26 protein-coding genes are annotated in these 26,976 nt (G+C 55.8%); 8 read left to right on the forward strand and 18 right to left on the reverse strand.

The window, feature by feature from the left end; all coding sequences use genetic code 11:
* Window positions 1-52 precede the first annotated feature (52 nt).
* The 4 genes from P8T57_RS09330 (at window position 53) to P8T57_RS09345 (ending at window position 3,820) form a co-directional block, all read left to right on the forward strand.
* The gene (locus P8T57_RS09330) at window positions 53-1,447 is read left to right on the forward strand and encodes a nitronate monooxygenase (protein ID WP_037989291.1); all 1,395 of its coding nucleotides are present in this window, start codon (window positions 53-55) and stop codon (window positions 1,445-1,447) included.
* A 219-nt stretch (window positions 1,448-1,666) separates the two neighbouring features.
* Entirely contained in the window at window positions 1,667-2,104 is a 438-nt protein-coding gene (gene irrA / locus P8T57_RS09335; RefSeq protein ID WP_007088411.1) for an iron response transcriptional regulator IrrA, read from the forward strand.
* Window positions 2,105-2,351: 247 nt separating this feature from the next.
* Window positions 2,352-2,789 (forward strand): rubrerythrin family protein, encoded by a 438-nt coding sequence (locus P8T57_RS09340; protein WP_007088410.1) that lies wholly within the window; start codon window positions 2,352-2,354, stop codon window positions 2,787-2,789.
* Between the two features lie 62 nt (window positions 2,790-2,851).
* Complete coding sequence (locus tag P8T57_RS09345; RefSeq protein ID WP_341365265.1) at window positions 2,852-3,820, forward strand: serine hydrolase; 969 nt, start codon at window positions 2,852-2,854, stop codon at window positions 3,818-3,820.
* 18 nt (window positions 3,821-3,838) lie between these two features.
* Here the strand turns inward: P8T57_RS09345 and P8T57_RS09350 are convergent, their stop codons facing one another.
* The 3 genes from P8T57_RS09350 to P8T57_RS09360 are packed head-to-tail and all read right to left on the reverse strand — an operon-like array spanning window position 3,839 to window position 6,830.
* Entirely contained in the window at window positions 3,839-4,645 is an 807-nt protein-coding gene (locus P8T57_RS09350) for an ABC transporter ATP-binding protein (protein ID WP_037989110.1), read from the reverse strand.
* Window positions 4,639-5,700, reverse strand: a complete 1,062-nt coding sequence (locus P8T57_RS09355) for an iron ABC transporter permease (RefSeq protein WP_341365266.1) — start codon at window positions 5,698-5,700, stop codon at window positions 4,639-4,641. The genes P8T57_RS09350 and P8T57_RS09355 overlap by 7 nt, the downstream gene beginning before the upstream one ends.
* A 5-nt stretch (window positions 5,701-5,705) precedes the next feature.
* Window positions 5,706-6,830, reverse strand: coding sequence for an ABC transporter substrate-binding protein (locus P8T57_RS09360; RefSeq protein ID WP_114094155.1), 1,125 nt, complete (start codon window positions 6,828-6,830; stop codon window positions 5,706-5,708).
* A gap of 188 nt (window positions 6,831-7,018) precedes the next feature.
* Between P8T57_RS09360 and P8T57_RS09365 the strand changes: the two genes are divergently transcribed.
* A complete protein-coding gene (locus P8T57_RS09365) occupies window positions 7,019-7,807 on the forward strand; it encodes a class I SAM-dependent methyltransferase (RefSeq protein WP_341365267.1) in 789 nt (262 codons plus the stop codon).
* Between the two features lie 134 nt (window positions 7,808-7,941).
* On the opposite strand, the gene P8T57_RS09370 is transcribed toward P8T57_RS09365, so the two are convergent.
* The 3 genes from P8T57_RS09370 to P8T57_RS09380 all read right to left on the reverse strand — a co-directional run bounded on the left by P8T57_RS09370 (window position 7,942) and on the right by P8T57_RS09380 (window position 11,602).
* Window positions 7,942-8,397 (reverse strand): OsmC family protein, encoded by a 456-nt coding sequence (locus tag P8T57_RS09370; protein ID WP_341365268.1) that lies wholly within the window; start codon window positions 8,395-8,397, stop codon window positions 7,942-7,944.
* Window positions 8,394-9,026, reverse strand: a complete 633-nt coding sequence (locus P8T57_RS09375) for a GntR family transcriptional regulator (RefSeq protein WP_341365269.1) — start codon at window positions 9,024-9,026, stop codon at window positions 8,394-8,396. The genes P8T57_RS09370 and P8T57_RS09375 overlap by 4 nt, the downstream gene beginning before the upstream one ends.
* 224 nt (window positions 9,027-9,250) lie before the next feature.
* A complete protein-coding gene (locus P8T57_RS09380) occupies window positions 9,251-11,602 on the reverse strand; it encodes an alpha/beta fold hydrolase (protein WP_341365270.1) in 2,352 nt (783 codons plus the stop codon).
* Window positions 11,603-11,885: 283 nt separating this feature from the next.
* Between P8T57_RS09380 and P8T57_RS09385 the strand changes: the two genes are divergently transcribed.
* The gene (locus P8T57_RS09385) at window positions 11,886-13,163 is read left to right on the forward strand and encodes an MFS transporter (RefSeq protein WP_341365271.1); all 1,278 of its coding nucleotides are present in this window, start codon (window positions 11,886-11,888) and stop codon (window positions 13,161-13,163) included.
* A gap of 120 nt (window positions 13,164-13,283) precedes the next feature.
* Entirely contained in the window at window positions 13,284-13,817 is a 534-nt protein-coding gene (locus P8T57_RS09390) for a CHAP domain-containing protein (protein ID WP_231858550.1), read from the forward strand.
* 146 nt (window positions 13,818-13,963) lie between these two features.
* Here the strand turns inward: P8T57_RS09390 and bioB are convergent, their stop codons facing one another.
* From bioB to P8T57_RS09405, 3 genes are all read right to left on the reverse strand, one after another.
* On the reverse strand, window positions 13,964-14,956 hold the full coding sequence (gene bioB / locus P8T57_RS09395; protein ID WP_341365272.1) for a biotin synthase BioB: 993 nt from the start codon (window positions 14,954-14,956) through the stop codon (window positions 13,964-13,966).
* On the reverse strand, window positions 14,956-15,531 hold the full coding sequence (locus tag P8T57_RS09400; protein WP_341365273.1) for a biotin transporter BioY: 576 nt from the start codon (window positions 15,529-15,531) through the stop codon (window positions 14,956-14,958). The genes bioB and P8T57_RS09400 overlap by 1 nt, the downstream gene beginning before the upstream one ends.
* Window positions 15,532-15,818: 287 nt before the next feature.
* Window positions 15,819-16,457, reverse strand: a complete 639-nt coding sequence (locus P8T57_RS09405) for a GntR family transcriptional regulator (RefSeq protein ID WP_341365274.1) — start codon at window positions 16,455-16,457, stop codon at window positions 15,819-15,821.
* A 111-nt stretch (window positions 16,458-16,568) separates the two neighbouring features.
* On the opposite strand from P8T57_RS09405, the gene P8T57_RS09410 reads away from it, so the two are divergent.
* Window positions 16,569-17,414, forward strand: a complete 846-nt coding sequence (locus tag P8T57_RS09410; protein WP_341365275.1) for a DUF2806 domain-containing protein — start codon at window positions 16,569-16,571, stop codon at window positions 17,412-17,414.
* A gap of 54 nt (window positions 17,415-17,468) precedes the next feature.
* On the opposite strand, the gene P8T57_RS09415 is transcribed toward P8T57_RS09410, so the two are convergent.
* The 9 genes from P8T57_RS09415 to P8T57_RS09455 form a co-directional block, all read right to left on the reverse strand.
* Window positions 17,469-18,215, reverse strand: coding sequence for a proteasome-type protease (locus P8T57_RS09415; protein ID WP_341365276.1), 747 nt, complete (start codon window positions 18,213-18,215; stop codon window positions 17,469-17,471).
* Between the two features lie 19 nt (window positions 18,216-18,234).
* Window positions 18,235-19,053: a transglutaminase family protein gene (locus P8T57_RS09420; RefSeq protein ID WP_063092187.1), complete on the reverse strand. Its 819-nt coding sequence runs from the start codon at window positions 19,051-19,053 to the stop codon at window positions 18,235-18,237.
* A 1-nt stretch (window position 19,054) separates the two neighbouring features.
* Entirely contained in the window at window positions 19,055-20,002 is a 948-nt protein-coding gene (locus tag P8T57_RS09425) for an alpha-E domain-containing protein (protein WP_063092186.1), read from the reverse strand.
* 18 nt (window positions 20,003-20,020) lie between these two features.
* Window positions 20,021-21,424 carry a circularly permuted type 2 ATP-grasp protein gene (locus P8T57_RS09430; protein ID WP_341365277.1) on the reverse strand — a complete coding sequence of 468 codons (1,404 nt, stop codon included), beginning with the start codon at window positions 21,422-21,424 and terminating at the stop codon, window positions 20,021-20,023.
* A gap of 164 nt (window positions 21,425-21,588) precedes the next feature.
* Window positions 21,589-22,350, reverse strand: coding sequence for a precorrin-4 C(11)-methyltransferase (gene cobM, locus P8T57_RS09435; protein ID WP_341365278.1), 762 nt, complete (start codon window positions 22,348-22,350; stop codon window positions 21,589-21,591).
* Window positions 22,350-24,299: a precorrin-3B C(17)-methyltransferase gene (cobJ, locus tag P8T57_RS09440; RefSeq protein ID WP_341365279.1), complete on the reverse strand. Its 1,950-nt coding sequence runs from the start codon at window positions 24,297-24,299 to the stop codon at window positions 22,350-22,352. The genes cobM and cobJ overlap by 1 nt, the downstream gene beginning before the upstream one ends.
* Window positions 24,296-25,036, reverse strand: a complete 741-nt coding sequence (gene cobI, locus P8T57_RS09445; protein ID WP_063092182.1) for a precorrin-2 C(20)-methyltransferase — start codon at window positions 25,034-25,036, stop codon at window positions 24,296-24,298. Before cobI ends, cobJ begins: the two co-directional genes overlap by 4 nt.
* The gene (cbiE, locus tag P8T57_RS09450; RefSeq protein WP_341365280.1) at window positions 25,033-26,286 is read right to left on the reverse strand and encodes a precorrin-6y C5,15-methyltransferase (decarboxylating) subunit CbiE; all 1,254 of its coding nucleotides are present in this window, start codon (window positions 26,284-26,286) and stop codon (window positions 25,033-25,035) included. Before cbiE ends, cobI begins: the two co-directional genes overlap by 4 nt.
* Complete coding sequence (locus tag P8T57_RS09455; RefSeq protein WP_341365281.1) at window positions 26,283-26,975, reverse strand: precorrin-8X methylmutase; 693 nt, start codon at window positions 26,973-26,975, stop codon at window positions 26,283-26,285. Before P8T57_RS09455 ends, cbiE begins: the two co-directional genes overlap by 4 nt.
* Between the last annotated feature and the right edge of the window lies 1 nt (window position 26,976).

Consider the following 26,976-nt stretch of genomic DNA (forward strand, 5'->3'; position numbering starts at 1 on the left):
ATGCGATGCCGGGGCATCGCTGGCGATGAAAAGCCGAATGGGAGAGACGAATTTGAAAGCCCTTAAACCGCTCGTCATGTCGGGAAAAGAGGTCTTGCCACTGATTGAAGGTGGCAAAGGTATCGCTGTTTCGACGGGTAAAAGTTCCGGCGCATGGGCAGCTGCTGGTGGCATCGGGACGTTTTCCGCCGTCAATGCCGATTCTTATGACGAAAATGGCAATCTGGTTCCGGTCGAATATGCCGGAAAAACCCGCGGTGAGCGCCATCAGGAACTGATCGCCTATGGCATCCGCGGCGGTATCGCCCAGGCACAGATCGCACACGAAATGCGCGGCGGTGAAGGCCGCCTGCATATGAACGTTCTGTGGGAAATGGGCGGTGCGGAAGAAATTCTGCGTGGCGTGCTTGAGGGCACCAAGGGTCTTGTCCATGGTGTGACCTGTGGTGCGGGTATGCCTTACAAGGTATCGCAGATCGCAGCCCAGTATGGCGTGCATTATTACCCGATCGTCTCGTCGGCGCGCGCATTCCGTGCCTTGTGGCTGCGGTCGTATAAAAACACCCCGGAATGGCTTGGCGGCGTGGTCTACGAAGATCCATGGCGTGCCGGTGGCCACAATGGCCTGTCAAATTCCGAAGACCCGCTTGTGCCCGAAGACCCGTTCCCGCGGGTTGCAGCCCTTCGCGAATACATGAATTCGGTCGGCCTGAATGAAGTTCCGATCATTATGGCGGGTGGCGTCTGGTTCCTGCGTGACTACGAAGACTGGCTTGATAATCCGGAGGTTGCCCCGGTGGCGTTCCAGTTTGGAACCCGTCCGCTGCTGACCAAGGAAAGCGAAATTTCCGAAGAATGGAAAAACCGTCTTCTGACGCTGCAGAACGGCGACGTGTCGTTGCATAAATTCAGCCCGACCGGTTTTTACAGCTCGGCTGTTCGGAACGACTTTCTTGAAGACCTGCATCAGCGTTCCGATCGTCAGGTCCGTTATTCGCGCACCGCAGAGGCCGATCTGCATGTCGGTATTCCGCTGGGCCGTCGCGGTCGTCCAATCTATGTCCGCGAAGATGATGCCGACAAGGTTCGGGCATGGCTTGATGCTGGTTATACTGAAGGCATGCCGACACCCGATGAAACCATGGTGTTTGTCACGCCTGACAGTGCGCTGACGATCAAGAAAGACCAGATCGATTGCATGGGGTGCCTGTCACAGTGCCAGTTCTCGAACTGGGAACAGCATAGCGGCACCACCGGCAAGCGTGCCGATCCGCGTTCATTCTGCATCCAGAAAACGCTCCAGAACATTGCACATGGTGCGATGGTTGAAAACGAGCTGATGTTTGCCGGTCATAATGCCTATAAATTTGGTGAAGATCCGTTCTACGCCAACGGCTTTGTCCCGACGGTCAAACAGTTGGTCGACCGGATCGCCACGGGCGATTAGGTTGGACAACAAATCAGACACTGGTCTTTTACGGATCAAAAAGGGGTCGGGTTTCCGACCCCTTTTTGTTGTTTGATCCCCTATGGGCCATTGAAAATCGGTATGATTGGAGTTGATCAAAATCAAAGAAAGGTGCGTCTTGGTTCCTTAATATACGCTTGGATTTGATCGGGAACCGGGCATTGGCCGGTCCTGAAAAGCGTATGAAGGGACAATTTCATGACGACGAACCCGCGTCCTTACACCCATGCTCTGAACCGCCTGAAAGAGGCCGGGTTGCGCCCGACCCGTCAGCGCTTGGCATTGGCCCGCCTGCTGTTTGATAATGGTCATCGGCACATCACCGCCGAACAGCTTCATTCCGAAGCCATGAGCCAGAATATCAAGGTATCACTGGCGACCGTATACAATACGTTGCACCAGTTCACCGAGGCAGCGCTTCTGAATGAAATCGTGATTGATTCCGGTCGATCCTATTTCGATACCAATACCGCCCCGCATTACCACTTCTATTGCGAAGAAGACGGCATGCTCAGCGACATACCCGCTGATGCGGTGCAGCTTGCACGCGTCCCCAATATGCCCCGTGGTACGGAATTGGCATCGGTTGATCTGGTGTTTCGTTTGCGGCGCCAGTCGGCCCGCAACGCTGCCTGATTGCTATTGGGTCGGTTTATTCGGCAGGGCTGTGTCGCAAATATAGCGGTGCGGTGACAGCGAAATGACGCGTCGATGAAAACCGCCTGAAATGGCGCGAAACGTCCCTTCAGTGCTTGACGGGCAGGGTTTTCAAGACAAATACAGAGGCGACGGTTCCACATGGAACGGTCGCCCTTTTTTTACCTATGTGTGTGACAGCAACACCGCATATTTCAGACTTCAACGACAAAAAAGGAAGCCCGTAATGGTGCTCAAGGGAACACGGACCGAGGAACTTCTGCGTGCGGCATTCGCATCTGAAGCACAGGTCAATCGTCGTTATCTTTATTTCGCGCAGCAGGCTGATATCGAAGGCCATCCGGAAATTGCCGAAATGTTCCGCGCCACCGCCGAAGCCGAAACAGGCCATGCCTTTGGCCATCTCGAATTTCTTGAACAGGTCGGGGACCCTGCAACCGGGCAGCCGATTGGTACCACCAGGCTTAATCTTGAAGCCGCATTTGCCGATGAACAGAACGATGCCAGATCCCGATATCCCGAAATGGCCCGTATTGCGCGCGAAGAAGGTTTTAACGATATTGCCGACTGGTTTGAAAGCCTTGCGCGTGTCGAAGATGCCCATGCCGCCCGAATGGAACGCGCCCTGGCATCTTTTGGGACTGTTTCCGAACCGGTGGAATAAGGTTGAAGACAATCCGACGATGCCTTTACAGAAATAGCGCCTTTCTGCTTCTGGTGATGTTAATGGCACCGCTTGCGGCCAAGGCACAATCGTCGGTGGACCTTGACGATATCCTGACCCATGCGGGGCGTTTGGAGCCCTTGCATGCCGTGATTATCGCCCACCGTGGTGACGTGATCGCGACGCAGGGCTACCATGGTAGTTCCCCCGATCAGGCGGCCAATATCAAATCCGCATCGAAATCGATTATTTCGGCATTGGTTGGCATTGCCATAGAACGTGATGTTTTGACCGGTACGGATCAGAAAATCGCCCCCTTGCTGCGGGATCAGTTACCTGCCGATCCCGACCCCCGACTGTTTGATATTACCATCGGGCATCTTTTGTCGATGCAGGCCGGCCTGGGGCGGACATCGGGGCAATATTACGGTCAGTGGGTCGCGCAATCGAACTGGGTGCGTGCTGCTCTTGCCCGCCCGTTTGCCGACGATCCGGGTGGTGACATGCTGTATTCTACCGGCTCAAGCCACCTGCTGTCGGCCATCCTGACGCGCCAAACCGGAAAATCGACGCTGGAACTGGCGCGTGAATGGCTGGGGCCATTGGACGGTTTTGCTATTACCGCTTGGGATCGCGACCCTCAGGGTATTTACTTTGGTGGGAATCAGATGGCGATGAGCACCAGATCGCTTCTGGCTTTTGGCGAACTTTACCGGAATGGCGGGCGTACCGCGGATGGCAGACAGATCATCACGCAAAACTGGATCGATCAAAGCTGGCAGCATCGGACAAATTCACGCTTTACCGGCGATGAATACGGTTATGGTTGGTTTATGCGCGATCTTGCCGGGCAGGATGTGGTCTATGCGTGGGGATATGGTGGGCAGATGCTTTACATCGTTCCTAGCCTTGAATTGACCGTGGCGATGACATCGGACGAAACAAAACCCTCGGGCCGAACCGGATACCGCGATCAGCTGCATGGCTTAATGGCCGATATCATCGACAGGATAGAAGCAGATGCAGGCTGATCGGGGTGAGCGGACTTTTTATTGAGCCGCAATCCGTTCTGAAAGGTATTCGGCGGTGTGGCTATTGCCGGTGATCGGTCCGCGCAAAACAACATGCGGATGACCAAGCGAATTGCGTTCGACATGCCCATCAACCTGATACACATCACGCAAAAGATCACGATCAATCACATTGGCGCATTCGCCAAATGCCACCATGCGGCCATCGCGAATCGCCATGGCGTGATCACAATATTGCAGCGCATGGTTCAGATCGTGGATCGCGATCAGGACGATTATTTTCTGGCGCTTGGCGATATCGCGCATGAAAGACAGGACCTCCATCTGACGATGCAGATCAAGGGCTGAGGTCGGCTCGTCCATCAGCAGGATTTCGGGTTCACGCACCAGCGTCTGGGCAATGGCAACCAACTGGCGTTGACCACCACTAAGTTCGCCCAGATTGCGGGCAGCCAGATCAGAAATCCTAAGGGCGGCCAGAATATCGTCAATCCGGGCCAGTTCATCGGTCTGAACGCGCAATGACGATCCCTGTTTGGCAGCAAGGATAACCGACTCGTAAACAGAAAGAACCGCGTTTGATCCGGTGTCCTGCGGCATGTAGCAAATCGTGTTGCGGCTATAATTCGCCGTTTCGACATGCACTTTTCCGCCACCCTTGGCAAGACCGGCGACCCGTTTGAACAGGCTTGATTTGCCCGCTGCATTCGGGCCGATGACGGCAATTACGTCGCCCCCCGTCAGAACCGGTGTACTAACACCGGAAACCACCTCGGCGCGGCCATAACGGGTGCCAAGGTCTTCAAGACGAAGTGTTGTTACCATGATTTTCTCCGGCTTGCGAAAATCAGCGAGAAGAAGAACGGCACGCCGACAAGCGCGGTAATTACCCCAATGGGCAGGATCGCGCCGGGGACCAGAAGTTTTGACAGAACCGACGTCGCCGACAGGATCAACGCCCCGCACAGGACGGATGCCGGCAGGAAGAAACGCTGATCCTCGCCCACCAGCATGCGGGCGATATGCGGCCCGACCAGACCGATGAACCCGATGGTCCCGACAAAGGAAACCGGGATTGCCGCCAGCATACTGACCAGCAACATCGTCTTCAGGCGCAACGACTGGACATTGACGCCGAAACTTTCCGCCTTGGCATCGCCTAACCGAAGAGCGGTCAGTGCCCACGCCTGGCGGGTAAACAGCGGAAGGGCGATGGCAACCGCTATGGCCGTGATGGCAACCTTGGACCAGGTCGCTTTGACCAGACTGCCCATGGTCCAGAATACGACCGCGGCCAATGCCTGTTCGCTGGCGAGATATTGCAGCAACGCCAGAAGCGCGTTGAAGGTAAAGACCAGCGCGATCCCCAGAAGGACGATGGTTTCAACCGTGACACCGCGCATCCGGCTGAAGAAATGAATGATCAACGCGGTCGCCATCGCCATGAGAAAGGCATTGATCGGAATAATGAATTCGACAAAAGCCGGCAGGATCGCGACCCCGAGAACCAGTGCCAAGGCTGCACCGAAACCGGCCGCAGCCGAGATACCCAGCGTAAACGGGCTGGCGAGCGGGTTGGCCAGGATGGTTTGCATTTGCGCGCCCGCGGTCGAAAGGGCCGCACCCACGGTAAGCGCCATCAGGGCGACCGGCATGCGAATTTCCCAGATCACGACGCGCAACTGATCGCTGGCATCCGACGGGTTCAGCAGTGCGAAAATCACATCAGCCAGCGGATAATTGGCCGGGCCGGTTGCCAGATCAACAGCAAATGACAGGAACAGCGCAATTGTCATGCCGCTCAGGATCAGGATACGATGCAGGGAACGCGCCTTGTAATGCGCGCTCCCTGCCATAACGGTGGTTTGATCGGAGATCATGGAAATCAGTTCTGATCGCTGATGGAAATGAAGTAACCCGGCTGATAATCGATCGGTAGAAATCTTTCATGCAGTTCGCGGAATGATGCCTCCGGTTCGATATCGGCAAACAAATCCGGGTGGAACCATTTTGCCATTTGTTCGATCACCACGAACTGATAGGGGCTGTTATAGAATTGATGCCAAACGATGTGGATATTGTTGTTTTTGGTCGCCTTGATATCCCGGAATGCCGGGCGTTCTGTCAGGCCAATCAATTTGCGTTTGGCTTCTTTCATGTCAGCTCCGGGACCAACAGGAACCCAGCCCATGCCGGGTGCATATGCTTCCCAGTCACCGCCAGTACCGACAAACTGGTCTGGGTTGCTGGCAACAACCTGTTCCGGGTTAATTGTGCCGAAAGTGCCCGGAATGATATCGGCTGCAATGTTTTTGCCACCGGCAAGTTCAACCATTTTACCGAAATTCTCATTACCAAACGACATGCAGCATTCGTCGGAATAACCGGCAGCACGTTCGATGAAGACGTCGGGTATTTTGGGGTTGGCCTTGGCAAGGCGATCAGTGACCAGTTTGATATGATCGGCGCGGAATTTGATGAATTCCTCGGCGCGCGTTTCCAGACCGGTTAACTGACCAAGAATGCGCATACTGGTTTCCGTGTTCTTCATCGGTGATTCACGGAAGTCGATATAGACCAGCGGAATACCTACAGCAGCGAGTTTTTTGTCAAGGCTGGCATCATCGGTCGCACCCTTTGCTTCAAGGTTCATCACAATGACATCAGGTTTAAGCGATATGGCCTGTTCGACATCGAATGTCCCATCCTTGATACCGCCAAACGTCGGCAAGCTATCAATTTCCGGATACTTTGCTGCATATATGCCGTAACCTTGCGGATCGGCTTTTTTAAGATCATCGCGCCAGCCAACGACTCGCTTGAACGGCGCGTCGGTATCAAGCGTCGCGAGGCCATAAATCAGACGACCTTCGCCAAGAATAAGCTTTTTTGCCGGAACTTTGACCGAAACTTCGCGGCCTGCCACATCGGTGATCGTGACGGTTTCTGCTGCGTGAACGGTCCCTGCGACCATTAACGCAACGGCAGCAATAGCGCCAAAAATTTTCATCCCCGTACCCTTATTTAGGATTGCCTGACCGCGGCATTATCATTTATTGAGAATGCAAATCAATACTTTTCGCAATAATTGATTTTTTTATGGATTTGGTGATATTTGGCGCGGTATCTGCCGCCGTGTGATCCCCGCAAGATCGCGCGGCCTTTTGCAGAGACAGGCTATTGGGGATTCTTCGAACGATGACGACGCATTCAAGCAATTTCAATTTGCGTGACGAGATCAAGGAATACTGGTCAATGCGCGCCGCCACGTTCGACCAACAGCCCGGACACGAGATTTTTTCAGATCGGGAACGTCTGGCGTGGCACGATCTGTTTCGCCGTCATCTGGGCGACGGGACCGGCAAACGGGCGCTTGACCTTGCCAGTGGCACCGGGGTTATCAGCCATTTGATGCATGACATCGGTTTTGAGGTTACCGGGCTTGATTGGTCCGAAGCGATGCTGGAAAAGGCGCGCGCCAAATCGAAACAGCGTCAGTCCAATATCCGTTTCCTTCTGGGCGATGCGGAAAACACCCTTGAAGACGATAACAGCTATGACGCCATCGTCACCCGGCATCTGGTCTGGACGCTGGTTGATCCGGCTGCAGCCTTTGCCGAATGGTTCCGGGTTCTGAAACCGGGGGGCAAGCTGCTGGTGGTGGATGGTGATTTCGTCTCGCCCACTTGGATCAGTACGCTAAGCAAGGCGATAACGGGGTTCCTGCAATCCATCGGATTGAAGCGCGATGTTGCCGAAATCCCGCAACTCAAAACCCATCAAGATATTCTGTCGCGCGTTCATTTTTCGCAAGGTGCGCGGGCCGATGAAGTGACATCGATGTTGAAAACCGCCGGATTTGATCCGGTTGTTGCCGATTTCAACATGCGCCAGATTCACCGCGCCCAGTCAAAACACCTTACGCTTGCCAAGGGCTTGGAACGCGGAGCCCAGCACCGTTATGCCATCTGCGCGACCAAGCCGTAGAAGGTCACACAGAATTGGCTGATTGCAGGCGACCGGAAAACATTGCGATGTCGTGGCGCATCGCATCCAGCAACGGGTGAAGTAGCGCAAGTTGCGCATCTTCCGTGCCCAGCTTAACCGTCAGGTAATTTACCCTAATCAAGTTTGATGCTGATTTCGGTTTTGACCGAATTGGCAAGAAAGCAGGCCTCGTGGGCCGCGTGATGCAGTTCGGCCTCGACCTCGGCCGTCGGTGTTGCGGCGGCATAGGTGACCTTGGGGTAAAGTTCGACCCGGGTGATGATGGTTTTGCCGTCCTGCTTTTCCATGACACCGGTTGCAGCATCGACATAACTGTCGACGACGATTTTCCGGCGTGATGCGAAGTCAAGGAAGAACAGCATGTGACAGCTTGAAAGGGCCGCCACATAGGCTTCTTCGGGATCGACATTTTCGGCGACGGAATAGGGCAGTGGCACGACATGCGGGGATGAGGATGCCGGGACTTCGACCCCGCCGTCAAACCGCCAGAGATGACCACGGCTATAACGGCGGTCGGCAAAGTTTGCGCCGTCGCGTTGCCATGTGACTTCTGCACCGAAATTGCTCATTGTGGGGCTCCGCTTTCGGGGTGGACGACAAGTTGTCGTGATGTGATGCCGATGTGTTTTTCAATGATTTCGACGGCTTTGTTGACATCGCCAAGGCTGCATACGGCCAGCAAGTCATTATGTTCTTCATAAAACGCTTTGCGCGCCTGCGATCCTGCGGGTTGCCGGTGATAGGAACGGCGCGCTTCGCCGCGTAATTCGTCAATCATCTGCATCAGGCGACCATTACCACACGGGGCATACAGGGTCCGGTGAAACGCGATATCGAGCTCCTCGATGATCGCCGGGTCTTCTTCTTCAAAAAGATCGTCGTTCAGGCGGATCCCCTTGCGCAGGTCGCGTTGTGTCAGATGCGGGATCGAGAGGATAAGAGCGGTTGATTCAAGTGAAATACGTATTTGCGACAGTTCGTGGGCCTCGTTGGCGCTTAAACCGTTTACTGCGAGGCTGCGGTCGGAACGTTTGGTCAGTAATCCGTTTGCCAGCAAGCGTTCCAGCGCTTGACGCACCGGCTGGCGGCTGACGCCAAATCGTTCGGCCAGCCGTTCCTGTTTCAGGATTGTGCCGGGCGAAAGGGTGCCGTTTTCGATTTCGCTTTGAAGCGTTTCTGTAATTTTATTTGGATCCATGGATCCAAAATCAAGCAGATTTGCCAAAGAGTCAAGTGGGTTCGTTGGGATGAATTCACCCGAAATTTGATGCGACAGCATCGTAAATCCCGGTCGCATTTTATTTGTATGAGGATTTAACCTGGGGCATTGTCGATGTGGTGTGGACGTTGGGCGTTTGCCCGAGGGATGCTCAAGGGCTCCGGGGGCTAAGGGGCGGCGGCTTCGGCGGGCATTCCCTCGAGTTATTGGGCCGGGATGGCTGCGGTCAAGGTGCTGTCGGCCGGGGCGGTTTTGGAGACGAAGTCGATCACGCGATTGACCGCATTGTCGATATCCTCGTTCAGGATGCCGTGCCGGTCGGATGCGAGCATCTGGATATCCAGTTTGCTGCATCCTGTGGCGTGGCGTTTGATCAGGGTGGCACTGGCGGGGTCAACCACCTGATCGCCGTCGCCCTGCAAAATCAGGATCGGACAGGTGATATCGGGCAGACGGTTTTGCATTTCGGCAACCGTCTGGCGCAGATTGTGCAGGCCGCCAATCGGGATGTTGCGGTAATTGATATCGGGATGTTCGGATTCGTTAAGCCGGAAACTGAGCATTTCCTGTGCCGAAGGTACCCAGCCCATCAGTTTGTTGGCACCATAAAGCAACGGCACAAACATCAGGTTACGGTTTCGGAATTTAAGCGGTGTTGATGCCACGACGAGCCCGGCCAGTTTTTCGGGCCGGTCGGCTGCCAGAATGGCCGACAGCGCCCCGCCGGTTGAAAAGCCGACAATAATGATGTTGTCGCAAAAGGCCGACAGGATTTCATAGCCGCGCCGAACCGATGCCAGCCAGTCACCCCATGTGCGTTTTTGCAATTCATGCGGTGATGTGCCGTGCCCGGCAAGGCGCACCCCCATTACGGCATAATCGCGCGCGGCCAGCCGATCCCCAAGATTTCGAAGTTCTGCCGGGGAGGCAAGGAACCCGTGGACGACGAGAACGCCGGTGGTGAAATGTTCGTTGCCATTGGGCAGCAACAGATAGGGACGGCTATCGGCGGTTGCCGTTTCCTGATCATTGATCGCGGCGTATTTCGGTTTCTGGTATTTGGCGCGGTTCCATTGCCATGCACGGATTTCATCATCGAACCGGCGTTTGGCAAAATCGCGTGGTGTCAGATGATCGACTTCGTTCCGCGCCTTTTCAAGTGCAGTCCAGGCCGCATTGATCGGGGCCATTTCATTGGCATAGACCATCACCGGATTGTCCATGCGGATCTGGTCAAAAGTGGCTTCTTCCTGCAATTTCGGCAGGAAGCAATATTTGCCGTCAGCGCGTTCGATCAGGCCAAGTTGTACAGCGGCATCGATATATTCGCGGATTTGCGGGCATTTCAGATCAAAAATGCCAATATAATCTGCCGGGTTGCGCATGCCGCGATGCAGATGAACGCCTTCGGCCTGCTGGACATTTTTGATCGCCAGATAAAGGGTGCGGTCGAAATGGGCAATATCGACCTCGGTCACGCCATCGGCCAGCCACATCATGATCAGGCGCGATGCCAGATGACTGACATTGAGCGTGAGGTTCGAATACATCACCGCCATGCAATGATCGCGAAGCGGGCTGATATGGCGGGTAATGGCGTATTGCGTGATGCGATCCGGGATTTTTTCAAGCGTCTTGGCCGGGCGGAACAGATCATCGATGCAGGTCGCGGTTTCAACCCGATGGGCCAGCATACGCCGGTCAATCCAGTTGAATTGATGGCGTGGATCAACCGGATCGCCAAGCCGGATATCCATATCTGTGCGTTTGAACAGAAGATTGCCTTCGATGATCAGTTCTTCGGCCATCTTGGGGCTAAGCCCGCCGGCGAAAAGATCGGCACCGCGCGCCAGCAGGTTCTGATCAACGCGGAGCGGATGGAAGGTGATGTTGGCGGGAAACATCAGGGTCGGCTTGGCAAGGGCGGCTTTGAGAATTTCGGGCGTGGTATCAATCGCAGTTGCCCAGCGATCAAGTTCATCGTGTTTGCCTTTGTCCAGCAGCATCGACAAACCGGTTTTAAAACCATCGATGCAAAGTGCGAGCAGGGCCGCGCCGCTATGATGGGCGCGCCGTTGATCGGCGGAGCGGGAATAGATGCTGTAATCCGGGCGTTTGGGATGCGGACGTTCGGCGGCCAGAACGCGCCGGTCCTTGACCATGCCGCCTTCGGGAAAGATCACGACCTTACCGCCGCGCAGGATTTCTTCGGCAAGGAACGGCAGCAGACGTTCGTAATCATTGGGCACACCGCCAAGAGCCCGCAAGTACCGAGAAAATTTGTTGTCTTCGACGAAAAACTCGCCCGACGCGATGGACCGGCAAAACACCCCGGTTTCAAGCGCGATCAGATATTGCGGGATAAAGGTTTCAAACCGGGCGAAATGGTTGAACATGAAAATGTCGCCCTGGGCCAGATGATCGCGGTCGCCATGCATCTTGATGTTGATGTCGACCTTGGCGCGCAGTGCGGTCATGGCCCTGAGGGTCCATTCGCAAGTCTGGTTGCGGATCGCGAATTTTTCGCGCTCGATTTCCCGAAAGTTCTGATGCATGGGTGTTTCCGCCCCGAAGGCATGAATGCCGTGTTGATCGGCGTTATAATTAACTGCTGTTGTTTCCTTTAGGTCCTGATGCCTGAAACAGATATGTGTTTTCCCAACGGGTTTGAGAAGGCCAGATACACGCATCAGGCGAACAATCTGTGGCACGCATCTTTGCGTATCCCTATAATCGTTACGATACGTTAAATTACTGTTCTGTCCGGATAGCAGGCCATTTCGCCCCAAATATGGCCGTCAAATGCAACCGTCCGGTGCAACATGATCCCGCCCCGTCATGAAAACTGGAAAATCCGTGCTGCCACCAACCGCCGAGCCATCCCGGAAATCGATCTTTCAGGATCGCAACTTTGTCCTGTTTCTGATCGGGCAATGCATCACCACACAAGGACTTTGGGTGCAGAAAATCGCCATGTCGTGGTTGGCATGGTCATTGACCGGGTCGGCATTCTGGACAGGGTTGATTGCGGCACTTAATTTCGCCCCGGCTTTTATTCTGGGGCCGGTTTTCGGCGTGATGGCGGATCGGGTCAATCTACGCAAAACGGCGGTGACATTGAACCTTATGATGGCGGCGACGGCATTTCTGTTGATGATGCTGTCGATGGCAGGGCAAATCAATCTGTTCTGGATGGTGGTTCTGGCCGGGGCGAACGGGGTTTTGGCCAGTGCGATGACGCCCATTCGGCTTTCACTGGTGCCGGTGATTGTTCAACGCGAATTCATGAGCCGGGCGGTGGCCTATGCCGCGATGAATTTCAATATTTCACGTCTGGTCGGCCCAGCGGTGGGTGGTGTCGTGATCGCGACATGGGGAACCGGGGCGGCATTCATGATCAATGCGGCATCCTATATCCCGATGATCTTTGTTCTGGCGACTGTCAAAATCCATGTTGAACGGGCACCCGATGCCAAAAGCAAACGGGTGCTGGCTGCCCTTGTCGACGGGGCCAACTACGCCCTTCATCATCCGATGATCCGGTCTGTTCTGGCGCTATCGTGTTTTGTCGCACTGGTCGGAACCGGGATGGTTGAACTGATGCCGGTCTTCGCCGAGGCGGTTTATGACCGCGGCGTCACCGGGCTTGGCATGCTGGCATCGGCAAGCGGGGTTGGCGCAGTTGCATCGACATTCATGTTGTCGCGGGTCAGATCCGATCCGGCCGCCTTTCAGCGGGTGACGATTATCGGGGCCTTTGCCGCCGGATGCGGCATGCTGGGGCTTGGTTTTGCACCGTGGTACGAGCTTGCCGTGGTTCTGGTTGCGATTACCGGCTTTGGTTTGACGGCGGTCGGGGTTGGGTCGCAAACCGCATTGCAATTGACGGTGGATAACAAGCTGCGCGGTCGGGTGATGAGCTTCTGGAGTGCGACAAGCTTTGGCGGGATTGCCTTGGGCGGCACGATGCTGGGTGCGATATCGGAGGCCGGACACATTCAATATACCGCACGTGGATCAGGGATATTGATTTTGTGCGCGGCGGTTTTCGGGTTTTGGCGCTTGTATCGCATTGCGACAAATAGTTCGAAACCTGCCACAGAAACGGCAAAATGATCTTGTTTTTCGGGGCTCTTTGTAAACGCTTGTTTAAAACTCGTCGGGTTAGGGTGACGGATCATTTTGCATTTCTTGGGGGAATATCGCATGCGGCTGGCGGTCGTTATCGGATTTTGTATGCTTGTATCGGGATGCTTTGCATCTGCAAGTACGCCAAAACCCAATAGCGGCCTTGAAAGTGACGGCGTTTCGACCGTGACCAATGTCAGCTTGCCGTCATCGCGTCTGTTGCCCTTTGCCCCCACCGACGAATTTTTGCAATGCGTGCCTTATGCGCGTGCTGTGTCGGGCATTGAAATTTATGGCGATGCCTGGACATGGTGGGATCAGGCGAAAAATACCTATAACCGGGGCAAAAAACCCGAAGTCGGTGCGGTTCTGGCGCTGAAGAAGACATCGCGGTTGAGATACGGGCATGTGGCGGTGGTTGCCGCCATCCTCGACAGTCGCAAGATCATGGTCAATCATGCCAACTGGGGCAGCGATTCGCGTACGCGGGGCAAGGTGCATTATCGCCAGCCGGTTGTGGATGTTTCGCCCAATAATGACTGGTCCGAAGTGCGGATGATGAACACGATCGGCACATTCGGTCGGGTTTATCCGGCACATGGCTTTATCTATCAGCCACACGAAACCGCCGAAGCCCACTAGATTTTCCGTCCTTTTCCTGCCTGCTTTCCTCTTCCCGCTTTCCTGGCCCGGTTATAAAAAAGACGAAGGCCCGACTGAGGGGCGCTTCGCCAAGGGGAACATTGCGCGGGTGGGTCGCACAAGTTCGGGGGTTGATGTGGATATTGTCAGGCCACCGACGCCGGAATCGGGCCAAGGGCGGCGAACAGGGCGGTGTCGCAATCTTCTTCCGGGTTTGGTGTGGTCAGAAGTTTTTCGCCGTAAAACACCGAATTGGCCCCGGCCATCAGGCACATGATCTGGGCTTCGCGGGTAAGGTCGGTACGCCCGGCCGAGAGGCGGACGGTTGATTTTGGCATGGTGATGCGTGCGGTTGCGACCATGCGAACCAGTTCAAGGGCATCGACCGGGTCGCGGTCGGCAAGCGGTGTTCCGGCCACCGGCACCAGCGCGTTGATCGGTACACTTTCGGGATGTGGCGCGAAACCGGCCAGAACATGGAGCATCGATGCCCGGTCCCGGATGCTTTCGCCCATGCCGATGATCCCGCCGCAACACAGGTCAATCCCGGCACCGCGCACGGCAGCCAGCGTATCGAGCCGGTCCTGATAGGTCCGGGTGGAGATGATCTGGCTGTAATATTCCGGGCTGGTATCAAGATTGTGGTTATAGGCGGTGAGGCCTGCCCCGGCGAGGCGTTCGGCGTGGCGGGTTTCAAGCATGCCAAGGGTCACGCAGGCCTCCATGCCGAGGTTGCGGACACCGCGTACCATTTCGATCACCGCATCAAAGGCCGCACCATCGCGCACGCGACGCCATGCGGCCCCCATGCAGAAACGATCCGCCCCAGCGGCCTTGGCACGCGCCGCCATTTTCAAAACCATACCGGGGTCCATCAACTGTTCCCTGCCCAGCTTGACCTCGCGGTGGTGGGCTGATTGCGGGCAATAGGCGCAATCTTCGGGGCAGCCGCCGGTTTTGATCGACAGCAGGCTGGCCTTTTGCACTGCATTGGGATCGTGATGGGTGCGATGGACCGCGCTGGCGCGGCCCATCAGTTCAAGCAGGGGCAGGCGATAGATCGCCTCGATCTCGTCCACCGTCCAGTCGTGACGGAGGGTTTGATCGATTGCCGGGTTTTGTGCGGGAAGGCTGTTCATCAGGCGGTGCCGCCTTTGTTGTGTTTGATGAAGCGGGTGCAGGCCGCACTGCCAAGGGCAACGAGGGCGATTTTGATGGTGTCGCCCAGAATGAACGGGGTGAAGCCATATTCAGCAACCTTTTCAAGCGGCACAAAGGCGGCAAGCCATGCCAGACCCAGAAGATAAACCGGGATCATACCGGCCATCATGATGCCAAATCGCGCCAGCGTACCGCGCCCCTGTGCCAGTGCGCCGACCAGCCATGAGGCAATCAGATAACCCAGCAGATAGCCGCCGGTCGGCCCGGCCATATAGGCAAGCCCGATGCCACGTTCCGGCGTTCCGGCAAAGACCGGCAGACCAACCGCACCCGCTGCCAGATAACCCAGCATGGTGGCACAGGCGACGCGCGGACCGGTCGTCAGTGCAATTGCCATGATCGCCATGGTTTGCAGGGTCATTGGCACCGGCCAGAAGGGAACGGTGATTTTGGCGCTGGCGGTCAGGATGGCGATTCCGGCCAGAACCATCAGGCTGTATTTCATTCCCGATGATATGCGGGTTTCGGCCGGTTTGGAGACTGCATTGCTCATGGTGATTTCATCCTCCTCTGGATCGCATTCAAAATTATAGATAAAAAACGAATCTCATCTATTAATTACGCCGTGATCGGAGGGTGAAATCAATCCCCAAAATAGATAATTGGATGAAATTGGCCGATATTTGCGGAAATGTATCGTTAGTATATTGATTTATATGTTATATTTTTATCTATAAAATTGGAGATTTGCACATAAGCAGGTGTCCTGCATTGCCAAAACGCAGGCAGGAACAGGTTCGAACCGTGGATTTTGGGTTCGGGAGACAGTTCTGGAAGGGGTCAGGAAAGGGTTTGCGGGCGGATTTTAGGCCCCGGTTTGGTGCCGATCCATTTGACGTGACGCGCAAGGGTGGCGGCAGCAATGTCAAACTGCCGTTCGCGGAGCGCCTTCAGGATGGCGCGGTGATCCTGATCGGTCGGGGCTTCCCATTCCATGCGGAAGCCGGAAAACAGGAAACGGGCACTTGCGGCATGCAGATCGTCAATGGTTGCCAGCAGGCGGGGCATGCCGCACGGGGTCAGGATCAGGCGGTGGAAGGCGCGATTGGCTTCTTCCCATGCCCGGACATCGGGGGCATTTTCGCCCGCACGGTTGATCGCCTCTGCCTCGTCGAGAATGGCGCTGGTCAGGTGCGGGGCGGCATGGCGAAGGGCGAGGACTTCGAGGGATGCGCGCATTTCAGCGACTTCGCGGACTTCTGCGATATCAAAGCTGGCAACCCGCACACCGCGGCGCGGTTCGCTGACGACCAGCCCCTGTGCTTCGAGGCGGCGAAAGGCTTCGCGGACCGGCACGTGGCTTGCGCCGAATTCCTCGGCAAAATGGTCCTGGCGCAATTTCGTGCCCGGGGCGATGTTCCCGGCGATGATGCGGTCGGCCAGTTCGCGGGTGATCCTGCCGGTAACGGTATTGTCCATGTCGCTTTTCATGATTTTATAGATAATTTTTATTATCCGTTATGTCGAGAGTTTTAGGTTATTCTATGAAGCTTTCGTACTGTGGTTGATACTTCAAAGTTTAGGTCAGTGATGAGTGAAATTGGGCCATGGGCAGATCCGGCAAAAGCATTGATTGAACGTGTTTCTGATGCGATCGGAGGGATGTTGGTGCCATGGCAGATTGAGCGCACTGCCAAAGCTGAGGCCAATGCTAAAATTATTTCCGCTAAGGCAGAGCTAGAAGTGAGCTCACTACGTGATCGTGCTGAACGTCGAAAATATCACGAAGCAATAATTGATCAGAAAAACATCGAGAGTGTTGTTGTGCGGAGTCTTGTTTATCTGAATGAAGACGCTAGGCCAGAAAAAATACATGATGACTGGATAAGGATTTTTCTTAGCAAGTGTAAAATGTATTCTGACGAGGACATGCAGGATCTTTGGTCTAGAATACTTGCAGGAGAAGCAAACATTGCGAGTTCATTCTCTCGCAAGACGATAAATTTAGTATCGCTTTTGGATGAAATAGAGGCACGATATTTTGCTGCTCTATGTGATTTTTCTATCAAAGTAGATTATGGAAAAGGTGTCTATTTCCCATTCGTAAATAGCTTCGACGAGAATATACATCTTAATGCTGGGCTAAGTTTTTCGGTGCTGAAGAATCTTGAAAGTTTGGGGCTGGTTCACCTTTCCCAAGTGGGAGGATTTCGCGAGGGGTTGGGGAAAAACGAACTGGAATTTGAGTACTTTGAAGAAAAAATAAAGTATAATACCACAAAAGAGAAGTATTTTGATGCCGGTATAGTTAAATTTTCAAGTGTAGGTTTGGAATTGCGTCGGGTATGTGACGTTGGTCCAGTGAATGGGTTTGTTGATTATTTTAAAGAGAACTTTGAAAAAATTAATCCATCGCTGAAATTAGTAGATTTATAACATTTTTACGTATTTAATTTCTTCATAGATAATATTAATCGCGCGATATCAGGTTTAACAGTCCGGCGCACAATGTTCGTCGGGCATATCGGCGAATGCCTTGCGCAATGCCTGCGACCAGGCGTCCGAAAGGGCCTTGAACCCGGCATCTTCGGCATCAATCCGGCGATGTTCGGAGAATTGGCATGATCCTTCGGGCAGGACGGCAAGATCAAGCGGCATGCCGACTGAAAGGTTCGAACGCAATGTTGAATCCATCGACAGCAATGCGGCTTTGACGCCATCGGCAATCGGCGTTTCGGGGGTGATCACGCGATCAAGGATCGGTTTGCCGTATTTATGTTCGCCGATCTGAAGATAGGGGGTGTCTTCGGTGGCCTCTATAAAGTTGCCTGCCGCATAGACCAGAAACAGGCGCTGAGCCCCGCCCTTGCGCTGCCCGCCGACCATGATCGAGGCGGAGCTGCTTTCCTTGCGCTGTTCAAGGGTGTCCTGATATTTGTGCTGAACTTTCTGCATCGCCTCGCCCATCAGTTCAGCGACGCGGAACATGCTGGGTGCGCTCAGGATACAGTCGCCCGGTTCGGTTTCCGGGTTGTCGATGGCTTCCTGCAGGGTGCTCATGACTGCCTGCGTGATCGCGAGGTTGCCCGCCGTCAAAGCCACGATGGCGCGTTCGCCGGGGACTTCCCAAGTGAACATCTTGCGATAACGCGAAATGTTATCAAGCCCGGCATTGGTTCGGGTGTCGGAGAGGAACACCATCCCCTCATCAAGCATCAAGCCCACGCAGTAGGTCATATTCTATTCTCGGGTCCGGCTATTGCTGTGATTGCGCAACGATGACTGTTACATCCAAATCCTCGTTTGCACCACCAGTATGTACACCCCGTATAGGTGTGGCACCCTGCGCATCAAGTCCAGACCCCAGACGAATATAATAATCGGTCGGGCAGCAGCGGTTGGCCGGGTCAAACCCGACCCAGCCGAGTTCGGGCAAATGCAGTTCCGCCCACGCATGGGATGCTTCGTGTGATTTGCCATCCTGATCGGCAAACAGATAACCCGATACATAGCGTGCGGGAATGCCAAGATGGCGGGCGGCCGAAATCATGACATGGGCGTGGTCCTGACAGACGCCCTGACCATCGGCCAGGGCGTCGGCGGCCGTGGTATGGACATGGGTGCTGCCCGGGACATAGGCGACGGCATCGGACACGGCTGCCGAAAGGGCGTGGGCCCGTTCAAGCAGGTTATCCGGGCTGGTTTTCTTTTCGACTTTGGCGGCGAGTTTGCGGATCGCGGCACTGGATTTTGTTACGGGCGTTGAACGCAGGAACACGGTTGGAAAGGCGCGTTCCTTATGCCCGCGAAGCATGCCTGTGGTATCGGTGGTTTCGACTTCTCCGGACACAACGACATCAACAGAATCAACTGGCCCGGTTGCGGTCAGCGTGCTGATGGTGTCGCCATTGCCATCGACAAATTCTGAATTGATCACGCATCCCTCGGCCTTGATCGACCAGCGGATGATTTTTTGTCCGTCAAACAGGGACGGCGTCAGCTTCAGACTTTGCACGACATAGCGTGCCGACGGGGAAAACCGATAATGGGTGCGGTGTTCAACAGTCAGGCGCATCTTACTGGCCCCCGAAATAATAGGTTTCGGCAATTGCCGATGACAGGGTCTGATTTCGTTTGAGGAAATCAGACAGGAATTCGTGAAGGCCCTGGCTGAAAATTTCGTCCATGCGGGTTTGGGTCAGCAGGGAATATGTTTCGACTGCCAGGCTGTGCACCGGGCTTCGTTGGCCGTAATGGCGGGCCAGATGTTCCAGATGGTTGGTGATCTGTTCCGAACAATGGGCCAGCGACCGGGGACTGAACGGATTGAGGATCAGGAAGTGCGCGATGTGATAGGGTGAATAATCATCGCGATAAACCCAGTGGAAGGCACGCAGGGATGATGCCGCCCGCAGAACCGTCGTCCATTGGTAATTATCGACACCGTCGCCGACCATGCTGGTTTCGGGTAGCAGGACATAATATTTCACGTCAAGCAATCGTGCGGTGTTATCGGCGCGTTCGATGAAAATGCCAAGACGGATAAAATCGTACCCGTCGTTGCGCAGAATTGTTGAATCGGTCGCGCCGCGAAACAAGGCACCCTGCCGTTTGACCCAGTCGATGAATTCCGGCAGATCGGTTTTTGCAAGGTTATGCATTGCCGTTCGGCGCAATTCCATCAGGGCATTGTTCAATGCTTCCCACATTTCGGCGGTGATGGCGGTACGCATGGCGCGCGCGTTGGCGCGTGCATTTTCAAAACAGTTCAGGATCGAAGACGAATTATCGCGATTGAAAATCAGATAATCGGCAACCTCGGCCTGACGGAGCGGCATGGCGGGATCGTAACCCTGGGCGCAGCCCGATGCAGACAGGACGGAGGCCCATTCTGAGCGGTTACCGTCACCGGCGGCCGGCATCAGGGCCATGCGATAGCCCATTTCCATCAGCCGGGCCATGTTTTCGGCCCGTTCCACGTAACGGGACAACCAGAAAAGGTTGTCTGCTGTACGACTAAGCATGTGACTTCCCTTTCTTCTCTACTCGGCCATGATCCAGGTGTCTTTTACCCCGCCGCCCTGCGACGAGTTGACGACTAGTGATCCTTCGCGCATGGCAACGCGGGTCAGGCCACCCGGCGTCAGCCGGATGTCATCGCCGACAAGGCAGAAGGGCCGGAAATCGACATGGCGCGGGGCGATGCCGCTTTCAACGAAGGTTGGGCAGGCGGAAAGGGCAAGGGTCGGCTGGGCGATGAAATCGCCCGGATCGGCCTTGATGCGCTCGGCATAGGTCGTCTGTTCTTCCTTGGTGGAGGCCGGGCCAACCAGCATGCCGTACCCGCCCGAACCATGGACTTCCTTGACGACCAGTTCGCCAAGATTTTCCAGCACATATTTCAGATCGTCCGGGTTGGCGCATTTCCATGTCGGTACGTTATTCAGGATCGGTTCCTGCCCAAGGTAAAACCGGATCATGTCGGGCACATAGGTATAGATTGCCTTATCGTCGGCAACACCGGCGCCCGGTGCCGAACAGATCGCAACCCCGCCTGATCGATAGACATTCATCAGGCCGGGAACGCCCAGCACGGAATCGGGCCGGAAACAGAGCGGATCGATAAAGGCATCGTCGATCCGGCGATAAATCACATCAACCCGGGCGGGCCCGCGCGTTGTGCGCATATAGACGCGGCCTTCGGACACGAACAGATCCTGCCCTTCGACAAGCTCAACACCCATCTGGTCGGCAAGGAAGGAATGTTCGTAATAGGCGCTGTTCATTGCACCGGGTGTAAGGACCACGATATTTGGCTCGCGGTCGCACCGTTTGGGCGCGATGCTTTTGAGCGTCTTATGGAGCATGTCCGGATAGCTTTCGACCGGTTCGATCCGTAATTTCGAAAACAGTTCCGGGAACATCCGCATCATGATTTCGCGGTTTTCCAACATATAGGAAACGCCAGACGGGGTGCGGCAGTTATCTTCCAGCACATAGAAATCATCCGGGCCGACGCGCACGACATCAACGCCGACAATGTGGCTATAGACCTTGCGCGGGGGATCGATGCCGATCACGGCCGGCTCAAACGCGGCGTTCCTGAACACCAGATCGGCTGGGATGATCCCGGCCTTGATGATTTCGGCGTTGTGATAGACGTCATACAGGAAGGTGTTGAGCGCGCGTGCGCGCTGCTTGACGCCGCGTTCGAGCTTGCGCCATTCCATGGCGGTGAAAATGCGTGGAATAAGATCGAACGGGATCAGCCGTTCCGGATCGCCACCTTCGCCATAGACCGCGAAGGTGATGCCGATTTTGCGAAAAAGAGTTTCTGCCTCTAGTCGCTTCTGCTGGAGGGTTTCGGGCCCGCTGGCCTCCATCCAGTCAACCAGTGCGCGATAAGGTTCGCGTACTTCATCGTTCATCATCATTTCGTTGAACATGCACACTCCCCTTGCTTATCCTTTGATTAAAGGCGGTGCTGCAAGGGGCGGTCAAGCATGTTCACGGTTGAAATGTTTCTTTTTTCAGCAAAAACAGGATTTGCTGAAAATTTGGGCCGGGTCGTCTAACTGATTGTGCAAAAAACGGGCGTTTTACAGTTCGGTTACGGTTTTGCTGGCCGCAAAACATGGGTGTGATCGGCAGCATACAGGCGGGAATCGGTGAAATCCTTCCGCCCAAAGACCCCGCCCACCATGATCAGAGCCGTCCGGGTGATACCACTACCTTTGACCTTGGCGCGGATATTGCCAAGCGTGCCGTGGATGAATTGCTGATCGGGCCAGGTGACGCGATAGGCGACAACAACCGGGCAATCTTCCCCGTAATGCGGGATCAGATCGCGGACGACATTGACCAGATTATTGATCGACAGATGCACCGCAAGGGTGGCGCGCGAACGACCCAATTCGGCCAGACTTTCACCTTCGGGCATGCAGGATGATCGCATGGCGGTCCGCGTCAGGATGACGGTTTGCGAAATATCGGGCAGGGTCAGCTCTGCCCCCAGTTCGGCGGCAGTGGCGGCATAGGCCGAAACGCCCGGCGTGATGTCATATGGAATGCCAAGATCATCAAGCCTGCGGATCTGTTCGGCGATTGCGCCATAGATCGACGGATCGCCAGAATGCACGCGCGCGACATCCTGTCCAGCGGCGTGGGCGGCTTCAATCTCGGCCAGGATTTCATCAAGGTTCATCGGCGCGGTATCAATCACGCGCGCGCCGTCGGGGGCGGATTTGACGATTTCCTCGGGCACGAGTGACCCGGCATAGAGGCAGACCGGGCATTTTTCGATCAGTTTAAGCCCGCGAACGGTGATCAGATCGGGGGCGCCGGGACCGGCACCGATAAAATGAACGGTCATCAGTTTGCCTTATCGTTTTTGGGATCGTTTTTGGGATTATCGAGGCTGTGGACCGGGGCGTTTGCAGCGTCCGGGCCCTTTTTGGCATAGCCGCGCGGGGTATAGACCCAGCTGTTTTCGCCGCGTGTGATATGGCGGCTGTTGCTGGAGCCGACCAGAACGGTGGTCAGCATATCGACCATATCGACTTCAAGTTTCGCAAGCGGAACGACTGTTATCTGTTCGTCAGGGCGGCCAAGCTGTCGACCCAGCACGACCGGTGTTTCCGGCCCGCGATGTTCAAGCAGGATATCGCGGGCTTGTGCCAGAAGATCACGGCGGCGTTTGGATACCGGGTTATAGAAGGCGATGACAAAGTCGCCCTCGCCCGCGGCCTTGAGACGACGCAGGATATCCTCGCGCGGGGTCAGAAGGTCCGAAAGCGATATCGCACAGAAATCATGGCCCAGTGGCGCACCGATCCGTGATGCGGCGGCTTGCAGGGCGGAAATGCCCGGAGATACCTGCACGGCAACGCGGTTCCAGTCAGAACGATCTTCGCGATCCAGCAGTTCAAACACAAGCGTCGCCAGCGCATAAATCCCGGCATCGCCAGACCCGATCAGGGCGACGTCCCTGCCAGTGGCGGCCAGTTCAAGTGCGTGTCTGGCACGGGCTTCTTCAGCGCCAAGGTCGGAATGATGGCGGGATTTGCCGTCAATCAGTGGCCCCAGAAGATCAAGATACATCTGATAACCGACAATATCGGTCGCACGCGCAATCAGGCTGCTGGCTTCGGGACTGCGCCAGCCGGGCTGTCCAGGGCCGATGCCGACAATCGACAAACGTCCCTGCGGACGACCCGATTGCAGCGGATCAATGTCATCGATTGAAAGCCCGATGGCACAGGTGGCGCGTTTTGATTTCTGTTTCGAAACGATCAGAGTGCCGTTCGTGCCGATGGTGGCAAGGGCCGCGCCCTCAGCAACGCCGTGACAGCCGGTTTCGGCAAAGACGATTTCGGACGGATTGGCAAGGCGGGGGGCCTCGGCTTCGAGTGTTGCGGCGTCATAGAAACGCGCGGGGACGCCCAGATGATCGGCCAGTGCGTGAACGGCGGCTTCATCGGCCTTAAGATCGATGGACGCAATACAGGCAACGCTTTGCGCGCTCAGGCCATTTGCGGCGAGGGTTTCGGTGACGAGTTTTATCAGCTCGTCCGGTTCGCAATGACGTTCGCATCCGACGCCAAGCGCCAGAACCGGCGGGTGATAGACAATCTCGTGATTGTTCTTGTCGTCCCTGTTCGTGTCCATCGCCTTGGCGGTGGTGCGAATGATGACATTGCCAGTGTCGCTGCGTTCGATATTGCTGTTGGTCAGCCAGGCCGCCGATCCTGCCTCGATCTCGAACCGGGCGGTTTCACCAGCCAGAAGGGCTGCGGTGGCTGGTTTGACAGCTTGCGGATTAGCAAGATGCCAGCCGACCGGCAGTTCATCAAGGGCCAGTCCCAGCATCGCATCGCCGGGTGTGGTGATCGCCGCCTGCCCGCCCAGCCGTTCGGCCAGATCGCGCGCCAGCCGATTGCCGCCGTGATGGCCGCCCAGAAGCGGGATGAAGGTGCTGCCGGCTTCGTCGACGGCGATGACCGCCGCGTCCTGCCACTTGCCAGCCAGAAGCGGTGCCAGTGCGCGGATCAGGATGCCTGATGCGCAAACACCGATAATCACATGATCAGCCGAAAATGTTTGTTGCAGATGTGTAATGGTATCATCGAACGCGACATCGACATCGCTTGTCGAGACGCGTGTGCGCAGGCCGTGGACTGATGCACCCTGCAGGTTTGCGGCAATGCGTTTGGCGGTGGCAAGGGCGCGCTGCGTCAGACAGATGACCGCAATTGGCGCAATCGGGTCCGTCGGCAGGATCGGGTTGGTATTGCTGGCGGTGGGGATATTCGGGGGCGTCATCGCCATGCGTCTCCGCGACGGTGGATCAGGATCATCGAGAAATAGGGTGCTATGGTATCTTCCGGAAGGTCACCAAGCGGGACCATTTTCTGGGTTTCAAGCGTCGCGCGTTCGATATAGCGCGCCCGGTCGGTCAGGCCAAGTTCTTCGATCACCTTGCGGACTTTGGCGAAGTGACGGCCAAGTTTGATGATGGCGGCCGCATCGGTGTCGCCAAGCTGCGCGCGCAGGCGTTCTTCGGACAAGGGTCCCGGAATGACCTGCAACACATCGTTTCTGGCGGCAAGCGGTGCGCCAAGCTGGGCGGCGCAGGCCATCATGGAACTGACACCCGGCACGGTTTGAACCGGATGCCCGGCTTCGGCCAGACGGCCAAACAGATACATGAAGCTGCCATAGAAGAACGGATCGCCTTCGCACAGAACGGCAACGCTTTTTCCGGCTTTCAGATGGTCGCCGATTTCAAGGGCCGCGGCGTCATAGATCGGGTCGGCGGGCTGGCCCATGGTAATGCGGATGGCGATCTCTATCCGTCCTGTGGGGACATGCGGTGTGACGATTTGCCGGGCAAGACTGGCGCCGTCTTCGAGGGCGGGATAGGCAATCACATCCGCCTTTTGCAGTATGTTATAGGCTTTGAGCGTGATCAGGTCGGGTTCGCCCGGCCCGATGCCAAGGCCATAGGCCGTACCCGCCACGGGTAGTGCGCTGGCGGGTGTTGTGGCCGCGTCGCTCATGCTTTTACTCCGACATAGTGGGTGACGGGGGCAAGGTTGCTCCAGCCCCTGAAACTGCCGCGTGGAACCAGCCGGGAAACCGACAGGCGCGATAGGGTGCCACCGTTTTTATTGTAAAACCGTAATAATTCTTCTTCGCCTTCCAGCGTGACCGTATTGGCCACCAGCCGCCCATGCATCGGCAGGATATCCCAGCACCGATTCATCAGACCGGATGTCGTGATGCCGCCGCCAACGAAAATCGCATCGGGTGTCGGAAGTTGATCGGCGAAGGCAATCACATCCTCGATCCCCTTTTGGCGGATCATCAGATCTGGTGTACCAAGGCGGATGGCATTTTTTGCGATCAGGTCGCAGCGTTTTGCATCGCGTTCTATGGCGATGGCCTGCCCCCCGGCGCGCATCCATTCGATTGAAACCGAACCGCATCCCGCCCCCAGATCCCAAAGCATGGCATCGCGCCAAGGCGCAAGGGATGACAAGGTTTGGGCACGGATTTCGGATTTGGTGATCATCCCGTCATGGATGAAGGCATCATCGGGAAGACCGGCCCCATTGCCCAGAACGCGGCTTTTGGGACCGGCCACCAGATCAATCATGATCAGGTTCAGTGGATCAACCGGTTTGACATCGGGCATTGAGGTTGCCGTGGACTGCCATGTTTGGGCGGTCTGGGTGGTAATGCGTTCTTCTGTACCGCCCAGCCGTTCGCAAATCGTCATATGGCTTTGATCGTAGCCGGCTTCGCACAGCATGACGGCAACCAGTGCCGGGGTGCTGCCATCGGCACTGAGCGTGATCAGTTTGCCGCGCGGGCGCAGGTGCGATCGCAGGATTTCCGGGTCGCGCCCGTGCAATGTGATGACATCGCATTCGGCAAGCGCCCAACCCATGCGGGCGGCTGCCAGACTGATGCTGGACGGGTGTGGGATCACGGTAATTGATCTGGATCCGAAATAATTAACCAGTGTATTGCCGACACCAAAAAACATCGGGTTGCCACTGGCGAGAATGACCGGGTTCTGATCAAGGCAATCCTCGATCAGGGGCATATTGGCTTCGAACGGCGTGATCCAGCTGTTCTGGATGGCAATATTTGATCCGGGCAGCATGGCGATGTGGCGTTTGCCGCCAAAAATCACGCTGGCGGTTTCCAGAATCTGACGGGCAATCGGGCTTAGTCCGTCATAACCGTCTTCGCCAATGCCGATCACGGTGATTCTGCCGTTCAGGGGCGATTGTTCGTTCATTTGCCATTCCCCTTGTCAGGGTCGGTGGGTTTTGTGGCCGTGCCATCCGGTGTCTGCCCCGGCGATGCGAGGCGCGCCAATGCGTTAAGCGTTGCCGCGGTGACCGCACTGCCGCCAAACCGGCCGCGCAATGTGACGAACGGGATGTCACCGGCATGGGAAATCAGGGCTTCTTTGCTTTCCTCCGCACCGACAAAGCCCACCGGCATGCCGATGATCAATGCCGGTTTCGCCAGACGGTTCGAAATCAGGGCCTCAAGCAGATGAAAAAGCGCAGTTGGCGCGTTGCCGATGGCAATTATTGCACCATCGATATGATCTGCCCAATCTTCGATGGCGGCAGCCGACCGTGTGGTAGCAAACTTGGCTGCGCGTTCGGCGTTGCCATCTGTATTCAGGGTGCAAATGACCGGGTTCTGTTGGGGCAGAAGGCGGTAAATGATCCCGTGACGCACCATTTCCGCATCACACAGGATCGGTTTGCCATTTTGCAGGGACCTGATTGCTGCGGTCACCACGTCGCCGCCAAAAGCAATCAGATCTCCCTTTTCAACCATGCCACAGGCATGAATGATCCGTACGGCAACCGGCCGCAATTCTTCGGGAAAGCGGGCGAGATCGGCTTCGGCTTCGATGGTTGCAAAGCTTTGCCGATAGATTTCCTGCGGGTCCCGCAGATAGTCGAACATC

The sequence above is a fragment of the Thalassospira sp. SN3W genome, from assembly GCF_038070535.1.
GTDB lineage: Bacteria > Pseudomonadota > Alphaproteobacteria > Rhodospirillales > Thalassospiraceae > Thalassospira > Thalassospira xiamenensis.